The organism is Acidovorax carolinensis, from assembly GCF_002157145.1.
GTDB lineage: Bacteria > Pseudomonadota > Gammaproteobacteria > Burkholderiales > Burkholderiaceae_C > Acidovorax > Acidovorax carolinensis.
Map to the genome: position 1 here is coordinate 3,124,423 of NZ_CP021361.1, position 21,770 is coordinate 3,146,192.

Sequence of the window (21,770 nt, forward strand, 5' to 3'; positions counted from 1 at the left end):
GGCACGACCAGCCCGCTTGCGTTGCACGCGCTTACGAGTTCGCCCGTACAGCGCCCATCGCCGCACACTGACGACGCGGCCATAAGGCGCTGTCCTACTCCGCCATGGGCTGTTGAAAACAAAGATGGTCGCCTGTCTTGAAACCACCCCAGGAGCACCCATGGCACGACCCCCTACTGCGCGCAGCCAGGCCAGCAAATCGCCGTCTGCAACCACTCCATCCTCCACCCAGTCCGACACCTACCGTGGCAACGCCGGCGAGCTGCAGCAGCAGGCTGGCGGCAAGCACCCGGTGCTGACCACACAAATGGGCATTCCGGTGGCGGACAACCAGAACTCGCTGCGCTCTGCGCCCCGCGGCCCCACGCTGCTGGAAGACTTCATCCTGCGCGAGAAGATCACGCACTTTGACCATGAGCGCATCCCCGAGCGCATCGTGCATGCGCGCGGCACGGCGGCGCACGGCTTTTTTGAACTGACGCATTCGCTCATAAAGTACACCACCGCCAAGGTGCTGACCGAAGTGGGCGTGCAAACGCCGGTGTTCACGCGCTTTTCCACCGTGGCCGGTGGCGCAGGCTCGGTGGACACGCCGCGCGACGTGCGTGGCTTTGCCGTCAAGTTCTACACGCCCGAAGGCAACTGGGACCTGGTTGGCAACAACATCCCGGTGTTCTTCATCCAGGATGCGATGAAATTTCCCGACCTCGTGCACGCCGTGAAGATGGAGCCCGACCGGGGTTTTCCGCAGGCGGCCAGCGCGCACGACACCTTCTGGGATTTTGTCTCGCTCATGCCCGAAACCCTGCACATGGTGATGTGGGCCATGAGCGACCGCACCATCCCGCGCAGCCTGCGCATGATCGAAGGCTTTGGCGTGCACAGCTTTCGCCTGCTCAATGCGGCGGGCGAGAGCACGTTCGTGAAGTTCCACTGGCGGCCCAAGCTGGGCATCCAGTCCACCGTGTGGGACGAGGCGGTCAAGCTGCAATCGGCCGACAACGACTACCACCGGCGCGACCTGTTCGAGGCCATCGAGGCGGGCGACTTCCCCGAGTGGGAGCTGTCGGTGCAGTTGTTCACCGAGCAGGATGCCGAGCGTTTCCCGTTCGACCACCTCGACCCCACCAAGCTCATCCCCGAAGAACTGGTGCCGCTGCAGCCCGTGGGCCGCATGGTGCTCAACCGCTGGCCCGACAACTTTTTTGCCGAGACCGAGCAGGTGGCCTTTTGCCCCGCCAACGTGCCGCCGGGCATTGACTTCAGCAACGACCCGCTGCTGCAGGGCCGGCTGTTCTCGTACCTCGATACGCAGCTGTCACGCCTGGGCGGGCCCAACTTTTCGCAGATTCCCATCAATGCACCGAAGTGCCCGTTCCACAACCTGCAGCGCGACGGCCACATGCAGATGCAGGTGCCCAAGGGCCGCGTCAACTACGAACCCAGCAGCCTGCAGGCCGACACGCCACGCGCCTCGCAGGCGCAGGGCTTTCGGCACTTTGCCCAGGCCGACGACGGTGTGAAGGGCCGCGTGCGCGCCGAGAGTTTTGCCGACCATTACAGCCAGGCGCGCATGTTCTACCGCAGCCAGAGCCCGCTGGAGCAGGCCCATGTGGCATCGGCCACGGTGTTCGAGCTGTCCAAGGTGGTCACGCCCCATGTGCGCGAAGCCGTGGTGGGCCACCTGCAGCATGTGGACCCGGAGCTCGCCCAGCGCGTGGCCGACGGCCTGGGCATGCAAACCCTGCCGCCTGCGCCCCCCACGGTCGAACCCGTGCAGGACCTGCCGCTTTCGCCCGCGCTGCGCATCATCGACCGCATGAAGTCCACGCTACAGGGCCGCTGTATCGGCATCCTGGTGGCCGATGGGTCGAACGGCACCTCGGTGGCCACCCTGCGCAAGGCGCTGAAAAAGGCCGGTGCCACCGTGAAGATCGTGGCGCCCAAGGTCGGCGGCGCGGTGCTGAAGGACGGCACCCTGCTGCCCGCCGACGGCCAGCTCGCCGGCACACCGTCGGTGGTGTTTGACGCCGTGGCCTCCATCCTGTCGCCCGACATGGGCGCGCAGCTGGCCAGGGAAGCCGCCGCCGTGGACTGGTTCCGCGACGCGTTTGGCCACCTCAAGGCCATTGCCGCCTGCAAGGGCACGCAGGCCATCCTGCAGGCCGGTGGCATCGAGCCCGACGCCGGCGTGGTGGACCCGGCCGATGTGCAGGGCTTCATCGCCGCCGCCCAGACCCGCCAGTGGGAGCGCGAGCCCCGGGTGCGCACGCTGGCGTAAGCAACCCAACCCGTTATCCACCGCAGCAACCCAAGGAGATCCCATGTCCAAAGCACGCTATGACAGCCAGCAACTCAATGACCTGGTCATCCAGATGATGGAAACCGAACTGGGCGGCGAGCAGGTGTACCGCACCGCCATCCAGTGCGCCATCCACCCCGACCTGAAGGAAGAATGGGAGGAGTACCTGCAGGAGACCCTGACCCACCAGCATGTGGTGCGCAGCCTGTGCGACACGCTGGGCCTGAGCCCCGACACCCAGACGCCCACGCGCCGGGTGGTCAAGCACATCGGCGAATCACTGGTGAAGGCCATGCAGCTGACCCGCAAGGAAGCCGGCCCGGCAGCGGCCCAGCTGGTGGCGGCCGAATGCGTGGTGCATGCCGAAACCAAGGACCATGCCAACTGGGAGCTGCTGGGCAAGGTGGCCGAAGTGGCCACCGGCGACCTGGGCAAGGCCCTGAAAGCCGCGCACCAGGCGGTGGAAAAGGATGAAGACCACCACCTCTATCACACCAAGGGCTGGTGCCGCGAGCTGGCCATCGAAGCGCTGGGCATGCCCGCCGTGCTGCCGCCGCCCGAAGAAGTGAAGAACGTGGAGACCGCCATTGGCGCATCGCGCGCCGAGCAGCAGCGCGCGGCCATGCTGTAGGGGCTGGCACGGGGCAGCATGACTGCCCAAGATGCCACCAAATTGATAGCTGCCAGCGCTTTACGGACAAGCGCTGGCGGCTATTTTTGCATCCATTTCATGCCACCGCGGCGCCCTCGCCCGTTCGGGCTTACTGCGGCACAAATCCGCTGGTCTTGATGATGCGGCGCCAGGTTTCGGTGTAGGCGTGCTCGCGCGCGCCCAGTTGCTGCGGCGTCATGAAGCCCACCGTAAGGCCCATGGCGGTGAGGCGCTCGCGCACATCGGGCGCGGTCACCACCTCGGCCAGCGCAAGCGCGAACTGGTTGATGAACTTCTGCGATGTGCCGGCCGGGGCATAGAAGCCGTAATACGGCAAGTCGGCAAAGCCCTTGAGGCCCAATTCGTCGAACGTGGGCACTTGGGGCATGGCCGCCTGGCGCTTGGTGCCCAGCACCGCCACCACGCGCAGCTTGCCAGCCTTGTGGTTTTCCATGAAGTCCTGCACCGAGCCCACGCCTGCGCCGATCTGGTTGCCCAGCATGTCGGCCATCATGGGCGCCGCGCCCCGGTAGGGCGCCGAAACCAGGTCGAGCTGGAATTTTTCCCCCACCAGCTTCACCAGAAACTCCGGCGTGGACGCGGGCGCCGGAATGCCCACGGCCCCCTTGCCGCCGCCCTGGGTGCGCACCCACTGCACGTATTCGTCAAAGTCTTTGGCGGGGGTGCCGCCCGAGACGGCAAAGGCATTCACAAAGGTGGCAAAGCCCGCCACGGGCACGAAGTCGTGGTCGGGCTGGTAGCCGGGGTTCTTCACCACCAGCGGCAGGATGGAGATGGTGTGGTCGTGCGTGAGAAACACCGTGGTGCCGTCGGGCGGCGATGCCTTGAGCACCTGCGCGGCAATCTGCCCACCGGCGCCGGGCCGGTTGTCCACCACCACCGGCACCCCGAGAGCGTCCTTGAGCCGCTCGGACAGCGTGCGCGCAATGGCATCGGTGCCGCCGCCCGGCGGAAACCCCACCAGGATGCGCAGGGGCTTGGCCGGCTGCGCCATGGCCGTGGACAGGGCCAGGCCCGCCGCCAGGGCGGCGAGGCCGCGCAGGGCGCGCGAAACAACGGTGCGACGCAAAGACATATCCAACTCCTCAGGACAAAAACCGGGCGGAGAACGCGGAAAAAATGCCGGCACGATGGCTGCAAACCGGTGAAGCAAGGCTGCCACGCCCTGCCTCATGCGCACTCAAATGCTATTAAATAGAGAGCTATCAGCGCAATCCCCATAAGCACTAAAGCCCTGTTTCATTCAATTTCCGTCATGCCGCCAGACGCGCCTGGTGGCGGGCGATCTGCGCACGCACCTGCGCAGGCGCCGTGCCGCCGAGCGTGTTGCGCGCATTGAGCGAGCCGCGCAGGCTCAAGGCTTCGTACACGTCTTTTTCGATCTGCGGGTGAAAGCCCTGCAGCACGGCCAAAGGCAGCTCCGACAAGTCGCACGCATGGGTGGTGGCGGCCTTCACGGCGTGGGCCACGGTTTCGTGCGCATCGCGAAACGGCAGGCCCTTTTTGACCAGGTAGTCGGCCAGGTCGGTGGCGGTGGCGTAGCCCTTGAGTGCGGCCTGCTCCATGGCGGGCGCGTTGACGGTGATGCCGCCTTCCTTCTGGCCCGTGGCGGGGTTGAGCTGGCCACCGACCATCTCGGCGAAGATGCGCAGCGTGTCTTTCAGCGTATCGACGGTGTCAAACAGTGGCTCCTTGTCTTCCTGGTTGTCCTTGTTGTAGGCCAGGGGCTGGCCCTTCATCAGGGTGATCAGGCCCATCAGGTGGCCGACAACGCGGCCGGTCTTGCCACGCGCCAGTTCAGGCACGTCGGGGTTCTTCTTCTGCGGCATGATCGAACTGCCGGTGGTGAAGCGGTCGGCGATCTTGATGAAGCCGAAGTTCTGGCTCATCCAGATGATGAGTTCTTCGGACAGGCGGCTGACGTGCACCATGCACAGGCTGGCGGCGGCGGTGAACTCGATGGCGAAGTCGCGGTCGCTCACGGCGTCCAGGCTGTTCTGGCACACCACGGGGTGGCCGCTGGCATCCACCATGCCCAGCGTGCGCGCCACGCGCTCGCGGTCCAGCGGGTAGGTGGTGCCGGCCAGTGCCGCGCTGCCCAGGGCAGCACGTTGACGCGGCGGCGCACGTCGGCCATGCGCTCGGCGTCGCGGGCAAACATTTCCACATAGGCCAGCATGTGGTGGCCAAAGCTCACGGGCTGGGCCACCTGCAGGTGGGTGAAGCCGGGCAGGATGACATCGACGTTCCGCGCCGCCACATCCACCAGCGCCACCTGCAGTTCCTTGAGCAGGTCGGCAATCAGGTCGATCTCGCCGCGCAGCCACAGGCGCACATCGGTGGCCACCTGGTCGTTGCGGCTGCGGCCGGTGTGCAGGCGCTTGCCGGCGTCGCCCACCAGCTGGGTCAGGCGCGCCTCGATGTTCAGGTGCACGTCTTCGAGGTCGAGCTTCCATTCGAACGCGCCCGATTCGATCTCCTGCGTGATCTGCGCCATGCCGCGCTGGATGCTGGCGTGGTCTTCAGCGCTGATGATGCCCTGGGCTGCCAGCATCTCGGCGTGCGCCAGACTGCCCGCGATGTCGGCCTGCCACAGGCGCTTGTCAAAAAACACGCTGGAGGTGTAGCGCTTGACCAGATCGCTCATGGGCTCGGAAAACAGTGCGGACCATGCCTGCGCCTTGGTGTCGAGCTGGTTGTGGGAGGGGGCAGACGCGGCGTTGTGGGCTTGGCTGGTGGGCATGGCAGGGCAATAATCGGGTGGAACTGACACCCGGAACACCCGGATGCCTCAATGCAAAACAAGCAAATTTTATCGACCCAGCCCCTGGAGCTGGAAACGGCGCCCGCAAGGCCACACCCACGCGCCACAGTGCAGCGGGCACTGGTGTTCGATGCCTGCCATGTCGGCGTGGTGCTGCGCGCCGTGCTGTTTGTGGAAATTGTGCTCGGCGTGGGCGCCCTGTATGGCGCCAGCACGCCGCTGGAGTGGCTGGCGCGCGTGTCGCTGCTGACCGGCGGCGCCCTGCCCGCCACGCTGGTCTGGCTGATTGCCGCCTGCAGCCTCAAGACCCTGCTGCAGCGCCTGGGCACCAACGGCCAGTTTGTGGCGGGCGTGCTGCTGGGGGCCCTTGCGGGGCTGTATGCCTGCGCCATGCTGACCCTGGTGGGCATGACCGAGCAGCCGCCCTGGCTGGCCAGCGCGGCCAGCGGCGCGCTGCTGTCGGCGGCGCTGGTGGCGGCCCTGGTGATGCGCGCACGCGGGCGCACCCCCGCGGCCACCACGGCCCGCCTGGCCGAGCTGCAGTCGCGCATCCGCCCGCACTTTCTGTTCAACACGCTCAACAGCGCCATTGCCCTGGTGCGCGAAGAGCCGGCCAAGGCCGAATCGCTGCTGGAAGACCTGAGCGATCTGTTTCGCCACGCGCTGGTCGAGCAAGGCGAGGCCGTCACGCTGGCCGAAGAGATCACGCTCGCGCAGCGCTACCTGGCGATTGAAGAAGTGCGCTTTGGCAAGCGCCTGCAGGTGCAGTGGAGCCTGGACCCGCGCACCGACAATGCCCGCCTGCCCCCGCTGCTGCTGCAGCCGCTGGTGGAAAACGCCGTCAAGCACGGCGTGGAGCCCAGTGCCCGCGGCGGCAAGCTGCGCGTGCTGACGGAACTGCGCGGCAGCCGCGTGGTGGTGCGCATCACCAACACCCTGCCCAGCACCGACACCCGCACCGACCACGACCAGCCGCGCGGCCACGGCATTGCGCTGGACAATGTGCGCGCCCGCCTGGCGCTGCTGCATGATGTGCAGGGCGCGTTCAATGCGGGCGTGCAGGACGGGCTGTACCAGGTGCGCATCACCTTGCCGGCCCCCAGCGCGCCTAAGCCAGCCGCCCCTGCCAAGGCACCCCGAACCCCGACCACGCGCCGCTCCAAGCCATGAACATCCTCATCGTTGACGACGAAGCCCTGGCCCGCAGCCGACTGCGCACCTTGCTGGGCGACTGCCAGGACTCCGTGCGCTCCACCGTGGCCGAAGCCGCCAACACGGCCGACGCCCTGGCGCAGCTCACCCCCACAGGCGGGCGCGCGTTCGACCTGCTGCTGCTGGACATCCACATGCCCGGCCAGGACGGCCTGTGCCTGGCCCATGCCGTGCAGGCGCTGGCGCACCCCCCCGCGGTGGTGTTTGTAACCGCCCACGCCGACCACGCCGTGAGTGCTTTCGAACTCGATGCCGTGGACTACCTCACCAAGCCCGTGCGGCGCGAACGCCTGCTGCAGGCCCTCACCAAGGCCCAGCGCGTGACCCGCAAGGCCGCACCGGCGCCAGTGCCCAGCGTGCCTGAAGGCGAAACCCTGCTGATCCAGGACCGCGGCCGCACCGAGCGCCTGCCGCTGGCCGAGGTGCTGTATTTCAAGGCCGAACTGAAATATGTGACCGTGCGCACCACCACGCGCAGCTACATCATGGATGGCTCGCTGAGCGAACTGGAAGCCAAGTTCGCCCCGCGCTTTCTGCGCATCCACCGCAATGCGCTGGTGGCGCGCCGCGCCGTGCGGGCGCTGGAAAAGCACTACGACCCCGAGGAAGGCGAAGGCTGGGCCGTGCGCCTGCAAGGGCTGACCGAGCTGCTGATGGTGTCGCGCCGCCAGGTGGCGGCGGTGCGCGAGGAACTGGCGGGCTGAGCCAAGCTGAGCGGAGCCGGCAAAGTGCATGCCGGCATGAAAACGACCTCAGTGCAAATGCGCCGCGCCGCTCACCAGCATCACGAGGCCCATGCCCACCAGCAGCCAGAGAATCTGGGCCATCGTCTCGCGCGCCGAGAGGCGTTTTTGCAGCTGCGGAATCAGATCGGCCAGGGCCACATAGACAAAGCTGCTGGACGCCACGGCCAGAAAATACGGCAGCAGGTCATGCAGCTGGCCCACCAGAAAATACCCCACCAGGCCGCCCAGGGCCGTCACAGCACCGGCCAGCGAGACCTTGACCAGCGCCATGCTCCGGTTCGGGCTGGTCTGGCGCAGCACCACCAGGTCGCCCATGTGGTGGGGCACCTCGTGGGCCAGCACCGAAAACGCGGCAATCACACCCAGCCGCATATCGGCCACGAAGGCCGAGGCAATCAGGATGCCGTCGCCAAAGCAATGCACGCTGTCGCCGGTGAGCACCGCCCAGCCCCCTGCCGACTTGGGGCCATGGTGGTGGGAATGGGCATGGTCATGTTCATGCCCGTGGGGATGTGCATGCGCCCGCCCCTGCAGCACTGCCGCGGCGTGGTCATGCCCGGTCGCGCCATGCCCGCTGGCAGGTGGCAGCCCATGGCTGTGCTCATGGCCGTGGTGCCACAGCTCGGCCTTGTCGAGCAGAAAGAAGAACACCAGGCCCACCAGCAGCGTGGCAAACAGGTCGTGGGCATCCATATGGCTCTCGAACGCCTCGGGCAGCAGGTGCATGAAGGCCGTGGCCAGCAGCGCCCCCGCCGCCAGGCTGAGCAGGCGCTGCGGCCCCACGCTGCCACCGCCACCTTTGAGCCCCGCGCCCATCAGCAGCGCTGCCAGCCAGACGCTGCCGATGCCTGCCGCCAGGGTGGCCAGAATGATTGCTACCAAAGTCATAGCTGTATGCGCTTGTTAGATATGCCACAGGGGCATTTTTTATAAAATTTACGGTGCACACGGTGCCCAAAAAACGAAGCCGCCCCCGCTGCGGCCGGGGCGGCTGGTGCAGAGGGTTGCGACTACCTTATTCCATTTTCAGATCAGGTGTGAACGCGAAGGCGAAGCGCCGACGGTACAAAACGTACGGCAAGCGAAGCCGACAAAGTGCACGCCTGATATCGAAATGGAATCAGACCACGCCGTGGGCCTTGAACCAGGCCAGCGCACGCTTCCAGCCATCTTCGGCCGCTTCCTTGCGGTAGCTGGCGCGGTAGTCGGCATGAAAAGCGTGCGGCGCGTCGGGGTACACCACGAACTGCGAAGCCTTGGCGGCGGCCGTACCGCTGGCCAAGGCAGTTTTCATCTTATCAATCGTGTCAAGAGGGATGCCGGTGTCTTTTTCACCATAAAGGCCCAGCACGGGGGCCTTGAGAATGGGCGCCAGCTCCACGGGGTGCTTGGGCGTCAGGTTGCTCGCCTGCCCCACCAGGCGGCCATACCAGGCCACGCCCGCTTTCACCGGGCCGTGTGCGGCATAAAGCCAGGTGATGCGGCCGCCCCAGCAAAAGCCCGTGATGCCCACCCGGGCCAGGTCGCCGCCGTGGGCCCCGGCCCATTGCACAGCGCCATCGAGGTCGGCCATCACCTGCGCATCGGGCACCTTGGCCACCACCTCGGCCATGAGCCGGCCCACTTCGGTGTAGGCGGCCGGGTCGTCGCTCTGGCGCGCATAGAGCTGCGGCGCAATGGCCAGATAGCCGGCCTTGGCAAAGCGCCGGCAGGTGTCGGCGATGTATGCGTGCACGCCAAAGATTTCCTGAATCACCAGCACCACCGGCAGGCCCGTTTTGCCCGCCGGCGCGGCGCGGTAGGCGGGCACCTTGAAGCCGTCCACGGTGAAGCTGACCTCGCCCGCATCCAGCCCATCGGCCGGGGTGGCGATGGCCGTTTGCGCCATCAGGGGCGCCGCCGCTGCCGCGTAGCCCAGGCCAATGGCCGCCTGCAAAGCGGTGCGGCGGGTGGTTCCCGCCTCGGTAGCGCGACCGGGGAGCAAGGCGTTGACATCGGATCGGGCATCTTCATTGAGCATGGCGCATCTCCTGGTGACGAAGGCGGAAGAAAATCGAGGCTGCAGTTTAGGGCGTGTCATCCACCCTTCCCGCCATGCGCCGGCATGGCCGGGCGCCACTGGGGTGCAAACAGGGCACCACGGGGCACGAAACCGCAAACCGGTCTATTGTCTGGCTCCACGCAGCTTTTGAGCAGAGCACCATGCACATCCTTCTTACCGGCTCCACCGGCTTCATCGGCCACACCCTGCAAGAGGCGCTGCAGCGCGCGGGCCACACCGTGCACGGCGGCGTCTCCCCACGTAGCAGCACGCTGCGGCCCGGCCAGGTTCCCATGGACTTTGCCCACGACACCACGGCCGCCGCCTGGCTGCCGCGCCTGGCGGGCATTGACGCCGTGGTCAACGCAGTGGGCGTGCTGCGCGACACCCGCGCGCGCCCCATCGACGCCGTGCACCGGGACACGCCCATCGCCCTGTTTGACGCCTGCGCCCAGGCCGGCGTGCAGCGCGTGGTGCAGATATCGGCGCTGGGCATTGAAGGCAGCAGCACACGCTACGCCCAGACCAAGCGGGCGGCCGAAGCGCACCTGCAGGCACTGGCAGCGCAAGGCACATTGCGCCCCGCCATCCTGCGCCCCAGCGTGGTGTATGGCAAAGGCGGCGACAGCAGCGCGCTGTTCATGAACCTGGCGCGCCTGCCCGTGGCGCTGTTCCCTGGGCCCATGCTCACGGCGCGCGTGCAGCCCGTGTCGGTGCACGACCTGGCCGCCACCGTGGTCGCCCTGCTCGGCACGGCGCTTCAGCAAACGGGCACCATCGACTGCACCGGCCCCGAGGCACTGACCATGGGCGCCTTCATCGCCAGCCTGCGCCAGCAACTGGGGCACCGCCCCGCCACCGTGCTGCGCCTGCCTCAGCCGCTCACCACCTTGAGCGCGCGCCTGGGCGACGCCGTGCCGCAGTCGCCCTGGTGCAGCGAAACCCTGGCCATGCTGGGCAGCGACAACGTGGGCAACCCAGCTGTCTTTGAGCAATTGCTGGGGCGAAAAGGCGTGCATTACAGCCAGCTGGTGGCAACGGCCTGGCGCTGAGATTTTTGGTCAAATCGGCCTCTAGCGATTACTGGATAAGCGCTAGCAGCTATCAAATAAGTATCTGACCACGACGCGGCCTGCAGAAGGCGCAGCGCAGGCAGGGGGTCAGATCACCGTTTTGGGCCCGAAGCATTCGGGCCAGAAATGTGTGCTCTGACCCCCTGCCGGAACCCTGGGACACCGCGATGAATGCCCCAAGCACTTTGCACCCGGCTCCCGTTGGGACCGCGCCCCACCACTGCCATGGGGCGTGCGCGGATCGCCGGGCTCATCACGCATGGAGCGTTGTTTTTTCAAGCCTTATCGGCCTCTAGCGCTTGATGGATAAGCGTCAAAAGCTATTTAATCCATAGCAAATCAGAACACCCCCAACACCAGCCCCGTCGCCAACGCCTCGCCCAGCGCCCGGCAGCGCACCAGGTCTGCCTCGCCAATGTGCTTGGGCGCCAGAATGGCCTCGGGCGTCTGCGCGTGGGTACACACGATCAGCGGCTCGGCCACGGCATTGAGGCGCCAGCCGGTGGCGATGCGCCCAATCTGCCGCGCCGCGTTGCTGCCATCGCTGCCCGCGCAAATCAGGCTGGCATAGGGGCGGCCGTTAATTTGGTCCAGCACCCCGTAATAGCTGCGGTCAAAAAAGTCCTTGAGCTGCCCGCTCATCGCCGCCAGGTTTTCGGGCGTCGCAAACACATAACCATCCGCCGCCAGCACATCGGCAGGCCCGGCCTGCGCGGCGTGCAGCAGGCGCACCACACAACCCGCCTCAGACGCGGCACCCACGCGCGCCGCTTCGGCCATCTGCCGCGTGCCACCCGTGAGCGAGTGGTAAACGATCAGCAGGGTCTTGACTGCACTCATGGGGCTACAAAGCCATCGACGGCCGGCCCGCCATGGCCGCCCGCCAGCGCAGCAGGTGTGGGTGCTGCTCGCCCGGCTTTTGTTTGACCACGCGCGCAAAGTCCACCGCCACCACGGCCGTGATGTCGGCCACGCTGAAGCGGTCGGCGGCAATGAAGTCGCGGCCCGCCAGGCGCTCGTTCAACACGGTGAAGAACTGCGCCACCCTCGCCAGCCCGCGCTCGGCCAGCGCAGGGATCTGCGGGTAATTCACCGCACCCGCCAGCGCCCGGTTGGCCATGGCCGGCGAGCCATTGCGAAATGCCTCTGCAATCGCCAGCAGGCCTTCAAATTCCACGCGCCAGTTCCAGCTGGCGATCTCGGCCTTTTCCGCGGGCGTCTCGCCCAGCAGCGGCGGGGTTGGGTAGCGCGCTTCCACATACGCCGTGATCGCCGCGTTGTCGGTCAGCAGCAAGCCCTCGTCCGTGCGCAAGGCGGGCACCGTGCATTGCGGGTTGATGCGCCGATAGGCCTCGCCCAGCTGCTCGCCGCTGCGCAGGTCGACCTGCACGGTGTCGTGGGCAATGCCTTTTTCAGCCAGCAGGATGCGGGCGCGGCGTGGGCTGGGCGCCGTGGCGCAGTCATACAAGGTGATCATGGCGAAGTCCTTGGAGTCATGAAAGGGTCAAGTGGCGGGGTTCAGCTTGTCCTGCGTGCGGGTGGCATACGGGTTTGCATTCAGCCGGATAACTAGGCGGGAAGCCGCAGACAGTGCTGTAGCACGGCAAGGCGAACCAACGACGTTATACGGTGGAAGGCAAATTCGTATCGAAGTCGCTGGCGTCGTGGCGCTCATGCAACTGGCTGGCCGGCTCGCCCCAGGTGCGGTTGACCTTGCGGCCGCGCTGCACGGCCGGGCGCTTGGCAATCTGGTCGGCCCAGCGCACCACATGGGTGTATTCATGCACCTGCAAAAACTCGCCCGCCTCGTACAGCTGGCCCTTGGCCAGCGCGCCATACCAGGGCCAGGCTGCCATATCGGCCACGGTGTATTCAGCGCCCGCCAGATACTCGTGCGCGGCCAGGCGCTGGTTGAGCACATCCATCTGGCGCTTGACCTCCATGGCGTAGCGGTTGATCGGGTACTCATACTTCTCGGGCGCATAGGCATAAAAGTGACCAAACCCGCCCCCAGAAACGGCGCACTGCCCATCTGCCAGAACAGCCACGACAGGCACTCGGCCCGCTGGGCTATATCTTTGGGCAGAAAGGCGCCAAACTTTTCGGCGAGATACAGCAGGATGGCGCCCGACTCGAACACGCGCACCGGGTTGGCAGCATCGCTGCGGTCCATCAGCGCCGGAATCTTCGAATTGGGGTTGACCGCCACAAAGCCGCTGCTGAACTGCGCGCCCTCCTGGATGGGAATCAGCCAGGCGTCGTACTCCGCGCCACGGTGGCCCAGCGCCAGCAACTCTTCCAGCATCACCGTCACCTTCACGCCATTGGGCGTGGCCAGGGAATAGAGCTGCAGCGGGTGCTTGCCCACGGGCAGGTCCTTGTCGTGCGTGGCGCCTGCGATGGGCCGGTTGATGCTGGCGAACTTGCCGCCGTTTTCCTTGTTCCATTGCCAGATGGCGGGCGGGGTGTAGGGGGATGAGTCAGTCATGCGGGGGCTCCTTCAGGCAAATCGGATAACCAAGGGCTGTGTGGCCTCGTGCCGAATGAGTGTACTGACGCGGGTTGCGGCCTGCACATCTGGGCGGCGATGAAGGGCAGAGATCCCCCCCAAAGCGGACATGACACCAAATTGCTCCCGGGTCGAAACGTGACGCGGAGACAGGAAGTAACGTTTCGCTTCTTGCCAGGCCGACTGCAGAAGTCAACAATCGTTGCCTCATTCGCGCCCCCGGAAGGAGCTCGCCATGTCAAACGATCCGTTTGCCCAGCTCAAGGTCATCCAGCGAGAAGGATGGTCGCTATTTGCGCCGCTCGAAGCCGTCACCACAGCGACGGCTGCGGAACTCGTCAAGCACGCACGCATACGCGCAGGGCAGTTCGTACTCGATGTGGGCTGTGGCACTGGCGTGGGGGCGCTGACTGCAGCGCGCGCTGGCGCGAAGGTCTGCGCGCTCGACCTTTCTCCCGTGCTGATCCAGCATGGCAGGCAGCATGCGGCGCTTGCTGGCGTCGAGATTGAGTTCAGTGAGGGCGATGTCGAAGCCTTGCCGTACTTGGACTCGACATTCGATGTGGTGATCAGCCAGTTCGGTCACATGTTCGCGCCGAGACCGGACGTCACCATTGCCGAGATGCTGCGGGTACTCAAGCCGGGCGGCACCATTGCGTTTTCGACGTGGCCGCCGGAACACTACGTGGGGCAGATGTTCGCGCTGGTCGGAAAATTCATTCCGCCGCCTCCAGGTGCAGCCCCGCCGCCGCAATGGGGCGACCCCAACATCATCCGCCAGCGGCTCGGCGATGCCGTGACGGACATTGTGTTCGATCGCTCAGTCATGTTGTTTCCTGCGTTGAGTCCACAGCACTATCGCAAGGGCATCGAGGAAACGCTGGGCCCAGTGGTGAAACTGGTTGCCGCCTTGAAGGACGAGCCCGCCAAGCTCGCGGCCTTCAGGGCCGAGCTCGACGGCTTCGTCGCAGGTTACTTTGAGAACAATGTAGTGCGCCAGCACTACCTGATGACCCGGGCAACGAAGAAATAGCGCAATCCGTCGCGACGCGCGCCACCGTCAGGTCTGCGGCGTTTCGTGCCGAGCAGCACTGACGACATAGGCCGTTCAAAAGAGCTCTGGAGGTCCGCTCGACCGATCACGTCATGGACCGATCCTGGCCGACAGCAACCCAGCATCCCGTCACCCCAACCACCGCACCAGCCCCGCCGCTGCCGCCCCCAGCACCACCACCAGCAAAAACGGCAGCCGCAGCCACAAGGCCAGCGCGGCCACGCCCAAAGCGGCCAGGCGGGCATCAAGCACCAGGGCGGTGCCTGCGGCAAAGGTGTTCATCACCGTCAGCGCCGACAGCAGGGCCACGGTGATGGCGCCTGCCACGCGGGCCATGCGCGGGTTTTGCAGCCAGCGGGCTGGCGCGGCGTAGCCGGCCAGTTTGGTGAGGTAGGTGGCGGCGCAAGCCAGCACGATGGCGGTCCAGAGCGTCATGTCGCGGCCTCCTCGCGCACGGAAGGCGCATCCGGGCTGCGCACCCACCAGCCCCAGGCGGCGCCCACCACGGCCGCCAGCAGGATGGGCAGGCCCGGCGGCACCAGCGGCACGGCCAGGGCGGTGACCACGCCGCACACCACCGCCAGCGCCACGGGTTCGCGCTGTTTCAGGCGCGGCCACAGCAGGGCCAGAAAGGCGGCGACGGCGGCGCCGTCCAGGCCCCAGCGGCGCGGGTCGCCCAGGGCATCACCCAGCACGGCGCCGAGCAGGGTGAACAGGTTCCAGAGCACGAACACGCCCAGGCCCGCCGTCCAGAAGCCGCGCTGCTGCTCATCCGGTGCGGTCTGGCCCGCAGCGGTGGCGGCCGATTCGTCGATGGTGAGCTGCGCGGCGACGGCCTTGCGCCAGCCCGTGGGGGCGAGCATGCCGTTGAGCTGCATGCCGTAGACCGCGTTGCGCACGCCCAGCAGCGCGGCGGCGCCCATCGCTGCCGAGCCCGCGCCACCGCCCGCAATGACGCCGATGAAGGCGAACTGCGAGCCGCCCGTGAACATGAGCAGGCTCAGCGCCATGGCCTGCCACACGGTGAGGCCGGCGGCCACGGCCAGGGCGCCGAAGGAGATGCCGTAGAAGCCGGTGGCGGCCGCGATGGACAGGCCCATGCGGATGGCGGGGGTCCAAGTGGCGGGGCGCAGGGTGGGTGGGGACGGGTTCATTTGCTTCAAATTCAATAGCTTTTAGCGCTTGCTGCATAAGCGCTGGAGGCCTAAAACACGTAAAAAATCACCTCAGCACGCTATGGCGGCGGGTGAATGGGCGGAATTTCGCGCTGCCCCACAACGCTGCGCCAGGGGTTCCGGCATGGGGGCTTGGTCATGCCGCGCCTGGTGGTCCGGAATGGGGTCAGAGCACGAGTTTCGCTGCGCGAAATCGTGATCTGACCCCATACCTGCGTCGTGGTCCGCCCAACTTTGCCTGCGCAGTCGTCCGCCCCGTGCCTGTGCCGCCTGGGTTCAATGCGCCTTGTCCCAATTGGGGCCCACGCCCACCTCGGCCAGCAGCGGCACCTTGAGCGCTGCCACCTCGGCCATCAGGCGCGGGATATGGCTCTTGAGCCAGTCCACGTCGCCCTCGGGCAGCTCGAACACGAGTTCGTCGTGCACCTGCATGATCATCTTGATGCCAGGCTGGTGCGCATCGAGTTCTTTTTGCACCGCCACCATGGCCATCTTGATGAGGTCGGCCGCTGTGCCCTGCATGGGCGCGTTGATGGCGGCGCGCTCGGCGCCGGCGCGGCGCGGGCCGTTGGGTGAGTTGATTTCGGGCAGGTAAAGGCGCCGGCCGAACACCGTCTCAACATAGCCCATGGATTTGGCGGCGGCCTTGGTTTCGTCCATGTACTGCTTCACGCCGGGGTACCGCTGGAAGTAGCGGTCGATGTAGGCGGCGGCGGCCTTGGTCTCGATGCCGAGGTTCTTGGCCAGGCCAAAGCTGCTCATGCCGTAGATGAGGCCAAAGTTGATGACCTTGGCGTAGCGGCGCTGCTCGCTCGTCACCTGGTCCACCGCCACGCCAAACACTTCGGCGGCGGTGGCGCGGTGCACGTCCAGGCCGGCATGAAAGGCGTGCAGCAGCGCATGGTCGCCGCTCAAGTGGGCCATGATGCGCAGCTCGATCTGGCTGTAGTCAGCGCTGGCGATCACGCAGCCGGCGGGCGCCACAAAGGCTTCGCGGATGCGCCGGCCCTCGGCCGTGCGGATGGGGATGTTCTGCAGGTTGGGGTCGTTGCTGGACAGCCGCCCGGTTACGGCCACGGCCTGGGCATAGTGCGTGTGCACGCGGCCGGTGCGCGGCAGCGCCAGTTGGGCCAGCTTGTCGGTGTAGGTGCCCTTGAGCTTGACGAGGCTGCGGTGCTCCAGAAGCTTGGCGGGCAGCGGGTAGTCCTCGGCCAGCTTTTCCAGCACTTCTTCGTCGGTGCTGCGCGCGCCGGTGGCGGTTTTTTTCACCACGGGCATGCCCAGCTTGTCGAAGAAGATTTCGCCCAGCTGCTTGGGGCTGCTGAGGTTGAAGGGCTGGCCGGCAATCGCATAGGCATCGGTTTCGAGCTGCACGATGCGCTGGCCCAGCTCATGGCTTTGCGCGGCCAGCGTGGGGGCGTCGATCAGCACGCCGTTGCGCTCGATGCGGAACAGCGCCTCGCTGCTGGCGATTTCCAGTTCGTAGATGAAGCGCAGCTTGTCGTCGGCCTGCAACAGCGGCCACAGTGCCAGGTGCACGTCGAGCGTCTGGTCCGAGTCTTCGCACGAATAGGCCGCAGCTTTATCGACCGGCACCTGGGCAAACGGAATCTGGTGCGCGCCCTTGCCGCACAGGTCTTCGTAGCTGATGCCGGTGCGGCCGGTGTGGCGCTCGGCCAGGCTGGTGAGGTTGTGCGGCTTGTGCACTTCAAGCACATAGCTTTGCAGCATGGTGTCGTGCACATAGCCGCGCACCTCGATGCCGTGGTTGGCGAACACATGGCGGTCGTACTTGATGTGCTGACCCAGTTTGTGGCGCTTGCCGTCTTCCAGCCAGGGCGCCAGGCGCGCCAGCACTTCATCGCGCGGCAGCTGCGCGGGGGCATCCGGCCCGGCGTGGGCCAGCGGAATGTAGGCGGCCTCGCCGGGCTGCACGCTGAAACTGATGCCGACGATTTCGGCGCGCATCTCGTCGAGCGAGGTGGTTTCAGTGTCCAGCGCCACCAGCTCGGCCTTTAGCAGGCGCTGCAGCCAGTGGTCAAAGTCGGTCCAGTTGAAGATGGTGTCGTACACCACCGGGCGGTGCTGCGCGGCCTCGGCCACCGGGCTGGCGGAATGGTCGGCGAACAGGTCGCCGCTCTGGCCGGGCATGGCCACCACGGGCGCGGGCGCGGCGGCCGGGGCGTCGCCCGCCAGTGTGCGCGCCAGGCCTTTGAAGCCGTAGGTGTCGCAAAAGGCCATGAGCGGCGCAGTCTGGGGCTGGCCGATGCGGATGGCGTCCAGCGCAGGCATGCCGGGCACCCAGCCGTTCAGGTCGCAGTCGGTCTTGATGGTCAGCAGCTGGCGGCTGGTGGGCAGCCAGTCGATGGCCTTGCGCAGGTTTTCGCCCACGGCGCCCTTGACTTCGCCGGCCCGCGCCACCAGGGCTTCCACCGAGCCGTATTCCTGCAGCAGCTTCACGGCGGTCTTGGGGCCCACCTTGTGCACGCCGGGCACGTTGTCCACCGTGTCGCCGACCAGCATCTGGTAGTCCAGCATCAGGCGGGCGGGCACGCCGAATTCGGCTTCCACCCCGGCCAGGTCGCGCACCTTGCCGCTCATGGTGTCGATGATGGAGATGTGCTCGTTCACCAGCTGGGCCAGGTCCTTGTCGCCGCTGGAGATGACCACGTCAATGCCCTGGCGCGCGGCCGCCACGGCCAGGGTGCCGATCACGTCGTCGGCCTCCACGCCGGGCACGTCGAGCACCGGCCAGCCCATGAGGCGCACCACCTCGTGGATGGGCGCGATCTGGCTGCGCAGGTCGTCGGGCATGGGGCTGCGCTGCGCCTTGTATTCGGGGTAGAGCGCATCGCGGAAGGTGGGGCCCTTGGCGTCGAACACGCAGGCCGCGTAGGTGCAGGGAACGTCCTTGAGGAGCTTCTGCATCATGTTGATGATGATGCGGATGGCACCGGTCTTTTGCACCGTGCCGTCGGGCAGGGTGGTGCTCATGGTTTCGCCGCCCGCGAAGAAGGCGCGGTAGAGGTAGCTGGAGCCGTCCACCAGCAGCAGGGTCTTTTTGTCGCTCATGCGGCGATTGTGCACACTCGTTCGTCCCCGCGCAGCCTGGGACGCCGGCTCTTCGTTGCTGCGCCCGCAAAGCGGCAAAATGCGTGTTTTACCAGCCCGTGCGTGCTTCTGGCCTCTGCGTTCACTGGCGCCGCTATGGCGCCACCCCGCAGATGGTGCGATGCCCGCCGCAACCAGCGGCTGGAACATTGCTCAATTTTTAAGGTGATTCCCATGAAAAGAATGCTCGCGTTGTTGATCGGTGCGGCATGCACCATGGCAATGGCAAACACGGAGTTCAAGAACATTCCGGTGCCAATGCAAAAAGCCTTGCGGGGCAACGCGCTCAAGACGGTGCATCTGGACAATGGCGTGATGCGGCTGCAAATGGACAAGCCGGTCATCACCGAACTGGTGTATTCCACCTTCGTCTTTCACAACATTTGCGCCGAGCAGTGGCACAACCCCGAGCAGTTCGCCAAACTGGCCCTGACGCGGGTGGAGCTGCTCAACGCCACCGGCGCCCAGGGCTTCGCTTTTGATGCCCGGGGCGATGTGTGTGAGCAGATGGGACAGCTGGGCAAGAACTTCCGCACCTTCATCGGCCAGCGCACCGTGCAGTGCGAGGCAGGTACCTGCCCGAAGCATCCATGAACGCCCGTTGCGCCCGTTGGGCGGCCTGGAACGCGCGGCCTACAATGGCGCCATGCGCGCCGTTCACCTCTTTTTGCTGCTGGGCCTGACTGCCAACCCCCTGTTGGCCCAGACCAGCCCTCCAATTGCCCCGCAAGGTAATGTAGACAAGCGCGAACAGCTCCCAAATGCAGAGCAACTGGACGGCCGCAAAAACCAGCGCACCGAGCGCATCCGCGTGGAAGACGAGGGCAGTCGCGTTGACGAGCTGCGCGTGGGCGGCCAGACCCAGAGCATCACCGTGCAACCCAAGACAGGCGACCTGCCCGAATATGAAGTGCAGTCGCCCGACGGCGCCCGCAGCCGGGCCGGCAGCCGGAGCGGCGCCGAAACCAACACCGCCCCGCGCGTGTGGAACGTGATCAAGTTCTGACGCGGCAACCAGGCTACCTCCCTTCCCCCTGATTTTTTTCTTACCCGTATTTGCGCTGAGCGATGGCCGTTTTTACCGAAGTCTCGACGAATGAGGCGCGCGACCTGCTGCGCCGTTTGCAACTGGGTGACCTGGTGGCGCTGCGCGGCATCGAGGGTGGCATCGAGAACACCAATTACTTCCTCACCAGCGACCAGGGCGAATTCGTGCTCACGCTGTTCGAGCGCCTTACCGCCGAGCAGCTGCCGTTCTACCTGTACCTGATGAAGCACCTGGCCCACGGTGGCATGCCGGTGCCCGACCCCCGACCCGACCAGAACGGCGACATCCTGCACACCGTCTGCGGCAAGCCCGCCGCCGTGGTGAACAAGCTGCGCGGCAAAAGCCAGCTGGCACCGCAGCCCGTGCACTGCGCGGCTGTGGGCACCATGCTGGCGCGCATGCACAGGGCGGGGCGCGATTTTGACCGCCACCAGCCCAATCTGCGCGGCCTGCCCTGGTGGAACGAAACCGTGCCCGTGGTGCTGCCCCACATTGGCCCCGAACAGGCGGCGTTGCTGCGCGCCGAGCTGGCCTACCAGAACCATGTGGCCGCATCGTCGGCCTATGCGGCACTGCCGCGCGGGCCGGTGCATGCCGACCTGTTCCGCGACAACGTGATGTTTGACGGCGAAGAACTCACCGGCTGCTTCGACTTTTACTTTGCGGGCGTGGACACCTGGCTGTTCGACCTGGCCGTTTGCCTGAACGACTGGTGCATCGAACTGCCCACCGGCATCCATGACGCCACGCGCGCCGCCAGCATGCTGGCCGCCTACCAGGCCGAGCGCCCCCTGACCGCGGCAGAGCGCGAGCTGCTGCCCGCCATGCTGCGAGCGGGCGCCCTGCGGTTCTGGATTTCGCGGCTGTGGGATTTCTACCTGCCCCGCGAGGCCTCCATGCTCGTCCCGCACGATCCTGCGCATTTCGAACGTGTTCTGCGCGGCCGCATTGCCCACCCGGTGCACGCCTGAGGTCTTTCACACCGCTGCCCTGGGGCACTGGGTTAAATTCGCCCGTGCCACCCCACCACCCCAGGCCCGGCGCCCTTTTCTGATTGTCAAAGCCACTCCATGAAACTCCACATCGTCCCCGCACGCACCGGCCTGGAATGGGTCAAGCTTGGCATCCGGGCGTTTTGGCGGCAACCCATGGCACTGGCCGCGCTGTTTTTCATGACCATGGCGGCCATGTCGCTGGCAACCATGATTCCGCTGGTGGGCCCCGCCGTGGCGCTGGCCCTGCTGCCCTCGGCCACGCTGGCCATGATGGTGGCGGCCGCCGAGGCCGTGCAGGGCCGCTTTCCCACGCCGGCCGTGCTTCTGGTGGCTTTTCGCACCGGGCGCCAGCGCCTGCGCGACATGCTGGTGCTGGGGGCGATGTATGCGGTGGGCTTTCTCGCGGTGATGGGCCTGTCGGCCCTGATCGACGGAGGCCAGTTCGCGCAGGTGTACCTGGGCGGCGCCCCGCTCACCCGCGAGATGGCCGAAACGCCCGCCTTCCAGGGTGCCATGTGGCTTGCCATGGTGCTGTACCTGCCCCTGTCGTTGCTGTTCTGGCACGCGCCCGGCCTGGTGCACTGGCATGGCGTGCCGCCGGTGAAAAGCCTGTTCTTCAGCATCGTGGCCTGCCTGCGCAATTTTGGTGCCTTCACGGTCTATGGGCTGGCCTGGATGGGCGTGTTTTTGCTGGGCGGCCTGGTGATCAGCCTGGTGGCAGGCCTGCTGGCCGTGGGCGGCCTCACCTCGGTGGTGGGAGGCATCATGGTGGGCGCGGCCATGATGATGGCGGCCATGTTCTTCACGTCGGTGGTTTTCACGTTCCGGGACTGCTTCGAGCCGCCAGGAAAGACGGAGCCGCAGGCATTGCACAGCCAGACGTCCGATTCCACGCCGGGGCCTGACGGCACGGTGTAAGGCGCTGCCGGCAGGGCTGAGGGCCCGTCGGACTGTGGCAGCGAGCGGTAGCCAAGCTCATGTCATTCCACGCGGCACTCACGCGTCCCCCATGCGGCGAGCACAAAAAGCAAGACGCAGCCCGGCACCAGGTTGGGCATCGCGAGCGT

At 66.3% G+C, this 21,770-nt stretch carries 18 protein-coding genes and 2 pseudogenes; 10 read left to right on the forward strand and 10 right to left on the reverse strand.

What is annotated here, in order from left to right; genetic code table 11:
• Window positions 1-160 precede the first annotated feature (160 nt).
• The gene (locus CBP34_RS14560; protein WP_094098446.1) at window positions 161-2,281 is read left to right on the forward strand and encodes a catalase; all 2,121 of its coding nucleotides are present in this window, start codon (window positions 161-163) and stop codon (window positions 2,279-2,281) included.
• A 43-nt stretch (window positions 2,282-2,324) separates the two neighbouring features.
• Complete coding sequence (locus CBP34_RS14565) at window positions 2,325-2,933, forward strand: hypothetical protein (RefSeq protein WP_094098447.1); 609 nt, start codon at window positions 2,325-2,327, stop codon at window positions 2,931-2,933.
• A gap of 130 nt (window positions 2,934-3,063) precedes the next feature.
• Here CBP34_RS14565 and CBP34_RS14570 read toward each other — a convergent pair whose 3' ends face one another.
• Together CBP34_RS14570 and argH are read right to left on the reverse strand one after the other, a co-directional pair.
• Window positions 3,064-4,050 carry a Bug family tripartite tricarboxylate transporter substrate binding protein gene (locus tag CBP34_RS14570; protein ID WP_094098448.1) on the reverse strand — a complete coding sequence of 329 codons (987 nt, stop codon included), beginning with the start codon at window positions 4,048-4,050 and terminating at the stop codon, window positions 3,064-3,066.
• Window positions 4,051-4,228: 178 nt separating this feature from the next.
• Window positions 4,229-5,718, reverse strand: a pseudogene (gene argH / locus CBP34_RS14575) (argininosuccinate lyase).
• A gap of 51 nt (window positions 5,719-5,769) precedes the next feature.
• Here argH and CBP34_RS14580 point away from each other — a divergent pair.
• On the forward strand, window positions 5,770-6,909 hold the full coding sequence (locus CBP34_RS14580; protein WP_094098449.1) for a sensor histidine kinase: 1,140 nt from the start codon (window positions 5,770-5,772) through the stop codon (window positions 6,907-6,909).
• Window positions 6,906-7,655 carry a LytR/AlgR family response regulator transcription factor gene (locus tag CBP34_RS14585; RefSeq protein WP_094098450.1) on the forward strand — a complete coding sequence of 250 codons (750 nt, stop codon included), beginning with the start codon at window positions 6,906-6,908 and terminating at the stop codon, window positions 7,653-7,655. Before CBP34_RS14580 ends, CBP34_RS14585 begins: the two co-directional genes overlap by 4 nt.
• 48 nt (window positions 7,656-7,703) lie before the next feature.
• Here CBP34_RS14585 and CBP34_RS14590 read toward each other — a convergent pair whose 3' ends face one another.
• Window positions 7,704-8,585, reverse strand: a complete 882-nt coding sequence (locus CBP34_RS14590) for a ZIP family metal transporter (RefSeq protein ID WP_094098451.1) — start codon at window positions 8,583-8,585, stop codon at window positions 7,704-7,706.
• A gap of 232 nt (window positions 8,586-8,817) precedes the next feature.
• A complete protein-coding gene (locus CBP34_RS14595; RefSeq protein ID WP_094098452.1) occupies window positions 8,818-9,717 on the reverse strand; it encodes a dienelactone hydrolase family protein in 900 nt (299 codons plus the stop codon).
• 182 nt (window positions 9,718-9,899) lie between these two features.
• Between CBP34_RS14595 and CBP34_RS14600 the strand changes: the two genes are divergently transcribed.
• Complete coding sequence (locus CBP34_RS14600; RefSeq protein ID WP_094099197.1) at window positions 9,900-10,790, forward strand: NAD-dependent epimerase/dehydratase family protein; 891 nt, start codon at window positions 9,900-9,902, stop codon at window positions 10,788-10,790.
• 360 nt (window positions 10,791-11,150) lie between these two features.
• On the opposite strand, the gene CBP34_RS14605 is transcribed toward CBP34_RS14600, so the two are convergent.
• The 3 genes and pseudogenes from CBP34_RS14605 to yghU form a co-directional block, all read right to left on the reverse strand.
• Window positions 11,151-11,651: a flavodoxin family protein gene (locus CBP34_RS14605; RefSeq protein WP_094098453.1), complete on the reverse strand. Its 501-nt coding sequence runs from the start codon at window positions 11,649-11,651 to the stop codon at window positions 11,151-11,153.
• 4 nt (window positions 11,652-11,655) lie between these two features.
• Window positions 11,656-12,288: a glutathione S-transferase family protein gene (locus CBP34_RS14610; protein WP_094098454.1), complete on the reverse strand. Its 633-nt coding sequence runs from the start codon at window positions 12,286-12,288 to the stop codon at window positions 11,656-11,658.
• 145 nt (window positions 12,289-12,433) lie between these two features.
• Window positions 12,434-13,299: pseudogene (gene yghU / locus CBP34_RS14615) on the reverse strand (glutathione-dependent disulfide-bond oxidoreductase).
• 256 nt (window positions 13,300-13,555) lie between these two features.
• Between yghU and CBP34_RS14620 the strand changes: the two are divergent.
• Window positions 13,556-14,353, forward strand: coding sequence for a class I SAM-dependent methyltransferase (locus CBP34_RS14620; protein ID WP_086913093.1), 798 nt, complete (start codon window positions 13,556-13,558; stop codon window positions 14,351-14,353).
• A 150-nt stretch (window positions 14,354-14,503) separates the two neighbouring features.
• Here the strand turns inward: CBP34_RS14620 and CBP34_RS14625 are convergent, their stop codons facing one another.
• The 3 genes from CBP34_RS14625 to polA all read right to left on the reverse strand — a co-directional run bounded on the left by CBP34_RS14625 (window position 14,504) and on the right by polA (window position 18,621).
• A complete protein-coding gene (locus tag CBP34_RS14625) occupies window positions 14,504-14,809 on the reverse strand; it encodes an AzlD domain-containing protein (RefSeq protein ID WP_094098455.1) in 306 nt (101 codons plus the stop codon).
• A complete protein-coding gene (locus CBP34_RS14630; protein WP_094098456.1) occupies window positions 14,806-15,528 on the reverse strand; it encodes an AzlC family ABC transporter permease in 723 nt (240 codons plus the stop codon). The genes CBP34_RS14625 and CBP34_RS14630 overlap by 4 nt, the downstream gene beginning before the upstream one ends.
• A 297-nt stretch (window positions 15,529-15,825) precedes the next feature.
• Window positions 15,826-18,621: a DNA polymerase I gene (gene polA, locus CBP34_RS14635; protein ID WP_094098457.1), complete on the reverse strand. Its 2,796-nt coding sequence runs from the start codon at window positions 18,619-18,621 to the stop codon at window positions 15,826-15,828.
• Window positions 18,622-18,834: 213 nt separating this feature from the next.
• Between polA and CBP34_RS14640 the strand changes: the two genes are divergently transcribed.
• The 4 genes from CBP34_RS14640 to CBP34_RS14655 all read left to right on the forward strand — a co-directional run bounded on the left by CBP34_RS14640 (window position 18,835) and on the right by CBP34_RS14655 (window position 21,621).
• The gene (locus CBP34_RS14640; protein ID WP_094098458.1) at window positions 18,835-19,254 is read left to right on the forward strand and encodes a hypothetical protein; all 420 of its coding nucleotides are present in this window, start codon (window positions 18,835-18,837) and stop codon (window positions 19,252-19,254) included.
• Between the two features lie 52 nt (window positions 19,255-19,306).
• Complete coding sequence (locus tag CBP34_RS14645; RefSeq protein ID WP_094099198.1) at window positions 19,307-19,666, forward strand: hypothetical protein; 360 nt, start codon at window positions 19,307-19,309, stop codon at window positions 19,664-19,666.
• 62 nt (window positions 19,667-19,728) lie between these two features.
• Window positions 19,729-20,679: a homoserine kinase gene (locus tag CBP34_RS14650; RefSeq protein ID WP_094098459.1), complete on the forward strand. Its 951-nt coding sequence runs from the start codon at window positions 19,729-19,731 to the stop codon at window positions 20,677-20,679.
• Between the two features lie 99 nt (window positions 20,680-20,778).
• Entirely contained in the window at window positions 20,779-21,621 is an 843-nt protein-coding gene (locus tag CBP34_RS14655; RefSeq protein WP_094098460.1) for a BPSS1780 family membrane protein, read from the forward strand.
• Window positions 21,622-21,770: the final 149 nt, after the last annotated feature.

What these genes read in the sequence shown, in the direction of transcription:
- CBP34_RS14560 (WP_094098446.1), top strand. Translation starts at nt 161, where the DNA reads ATGGCACGACCCCCTACTGCGCGCAGCCAGGCCAGCAAATCGCCGTCT.
- CBP34_RS14650 (WP_094098459.1), top strand. Translation starts at nt 19,729, where the DNA reads ATGGCCGTTTTTACCGAAGTCTCGACGAATGAGGCGCGCGACCTGCTG.
- polA (WP_094098457.1), bottom strand. Translation starts at nt 18,621, where the DNA reads ATGAGCGACAAAAAGACCCTGCTGCTGGTGGACGGCTCCAGCTACCTC.
- CBP34_RS14605 (WP_094098453.1), bottom strand. Translation starts at nt 11,651, where the DNA reads ATGAGTGCAGTCAAGACCCTGCTGATCGTTTACCACTCGCTCACGGGT.
- CBP34_RS14595 (WP_094098452.1), bottom strand. Translation starts at nt 9,717, where the DNA reads ATGCTCAATGAAGATGCCCGATCCGATGTCAACGCCTTGCTCCCCGGT.
- CBP34_RS14565 (WP_094098447.1), top strand. Translation starts at nt 2,325, where the DNA reads ATGTCCAAAGCACGCTATGACAGCCAGCAACTCAATGACCTGGTCATC.
- CBP34_RS14610 (WP_094098454.1), bottom strand. Translation starts at nt 12,288, where the DNA reads ATGATCACCTTGTATGACTGCGCCACGGCGCCCAGCCCACGCCGCGCC.
- CBP34_RS14625 (WP_094098455.1), bottom strand. Translation starts at nt 14,809, where the DNA reads ATGACGCTCTGGACCGCCATCGTGCTGGCTTGCGCCGCCACCTACCTC.
- CBP34_RS14580 (WP_094098449.1), top strand. Translation starts at nt 5,770, where the DNA reads ATGCAAAACAAGCAAATTTTATCGACCCAGCCCCTGGAGCTGGAAACG.
- CBP34_RS14630 (WP_094098456.1), bottom strand. Translation starts at nt 15,528, where the DNA reads ATGAACCCGTCCCCACCCACCCTGCGCCCCGCCACTTGGACCCCCGCC.
- CBP34_RS14620 (WP_086913093.1), top strand. Translation starts at nt 13,556, where the DNA reads ATGTCAAACGATCCGTTTGCCCAGCTCAAGGTCATCCAGCGAGAAGGA.
- CBP34_RS14585 (WP_094098450.1), top strand. Translation starts at nt 6,906, where the DNA reads ATGAACATCCTCATCGTTGACGACGAAGCCCTGGCCCGCAGCCGACTG.
- CBP34_RS14655 (WP_094098460.1), top strand. Translation starts at nt 20,779, where the DNA reads ATGAAACTCCACATCGTCCCCGCACGCACCGGCCTGGAATGGGTCAAG.
- CBP34_RS14590 (WP_094098451.1), bottom strand. Translation starts at nt 8,585, where the DNA reads ATGACTTTGGTAGCAATCATTCTGGCCACCCTGGCGGCAGGCATCGGC.
- CBP34_RS14600 (WP_094099197.1), top strand. Translation starts at nt 9,900, where the DNA reads ATGCACATCCTTCTTACCGGCTCCACCGGCTTCATCGGCCACACCCTG.
- CBP34_RS14570 (WP_094098448.1), bottom strand. Translation starts at nt 4,050, where the DNA reads ATGTCTTTGCGTCGCACCGTTGTTTCGCGCGCCCTGCGCGGCCTCGCC.
- CBP34_RS14640 (WP_094098458.1), top strand. Translation starts at nt 18,835, where the DNA reads ATGAAAAGAATGCTCGCGTTGTTGATCGGTGCGGCATGCACCATGGCA.
- CBP34_RS14645 (WP_094099198.1), top strand. Translation starts at nt 19,307, where the DNA reads ATGCGCGCCGTTCACCTCTTTTTGCTGCTGGGCCTGACTGCCAACCCC.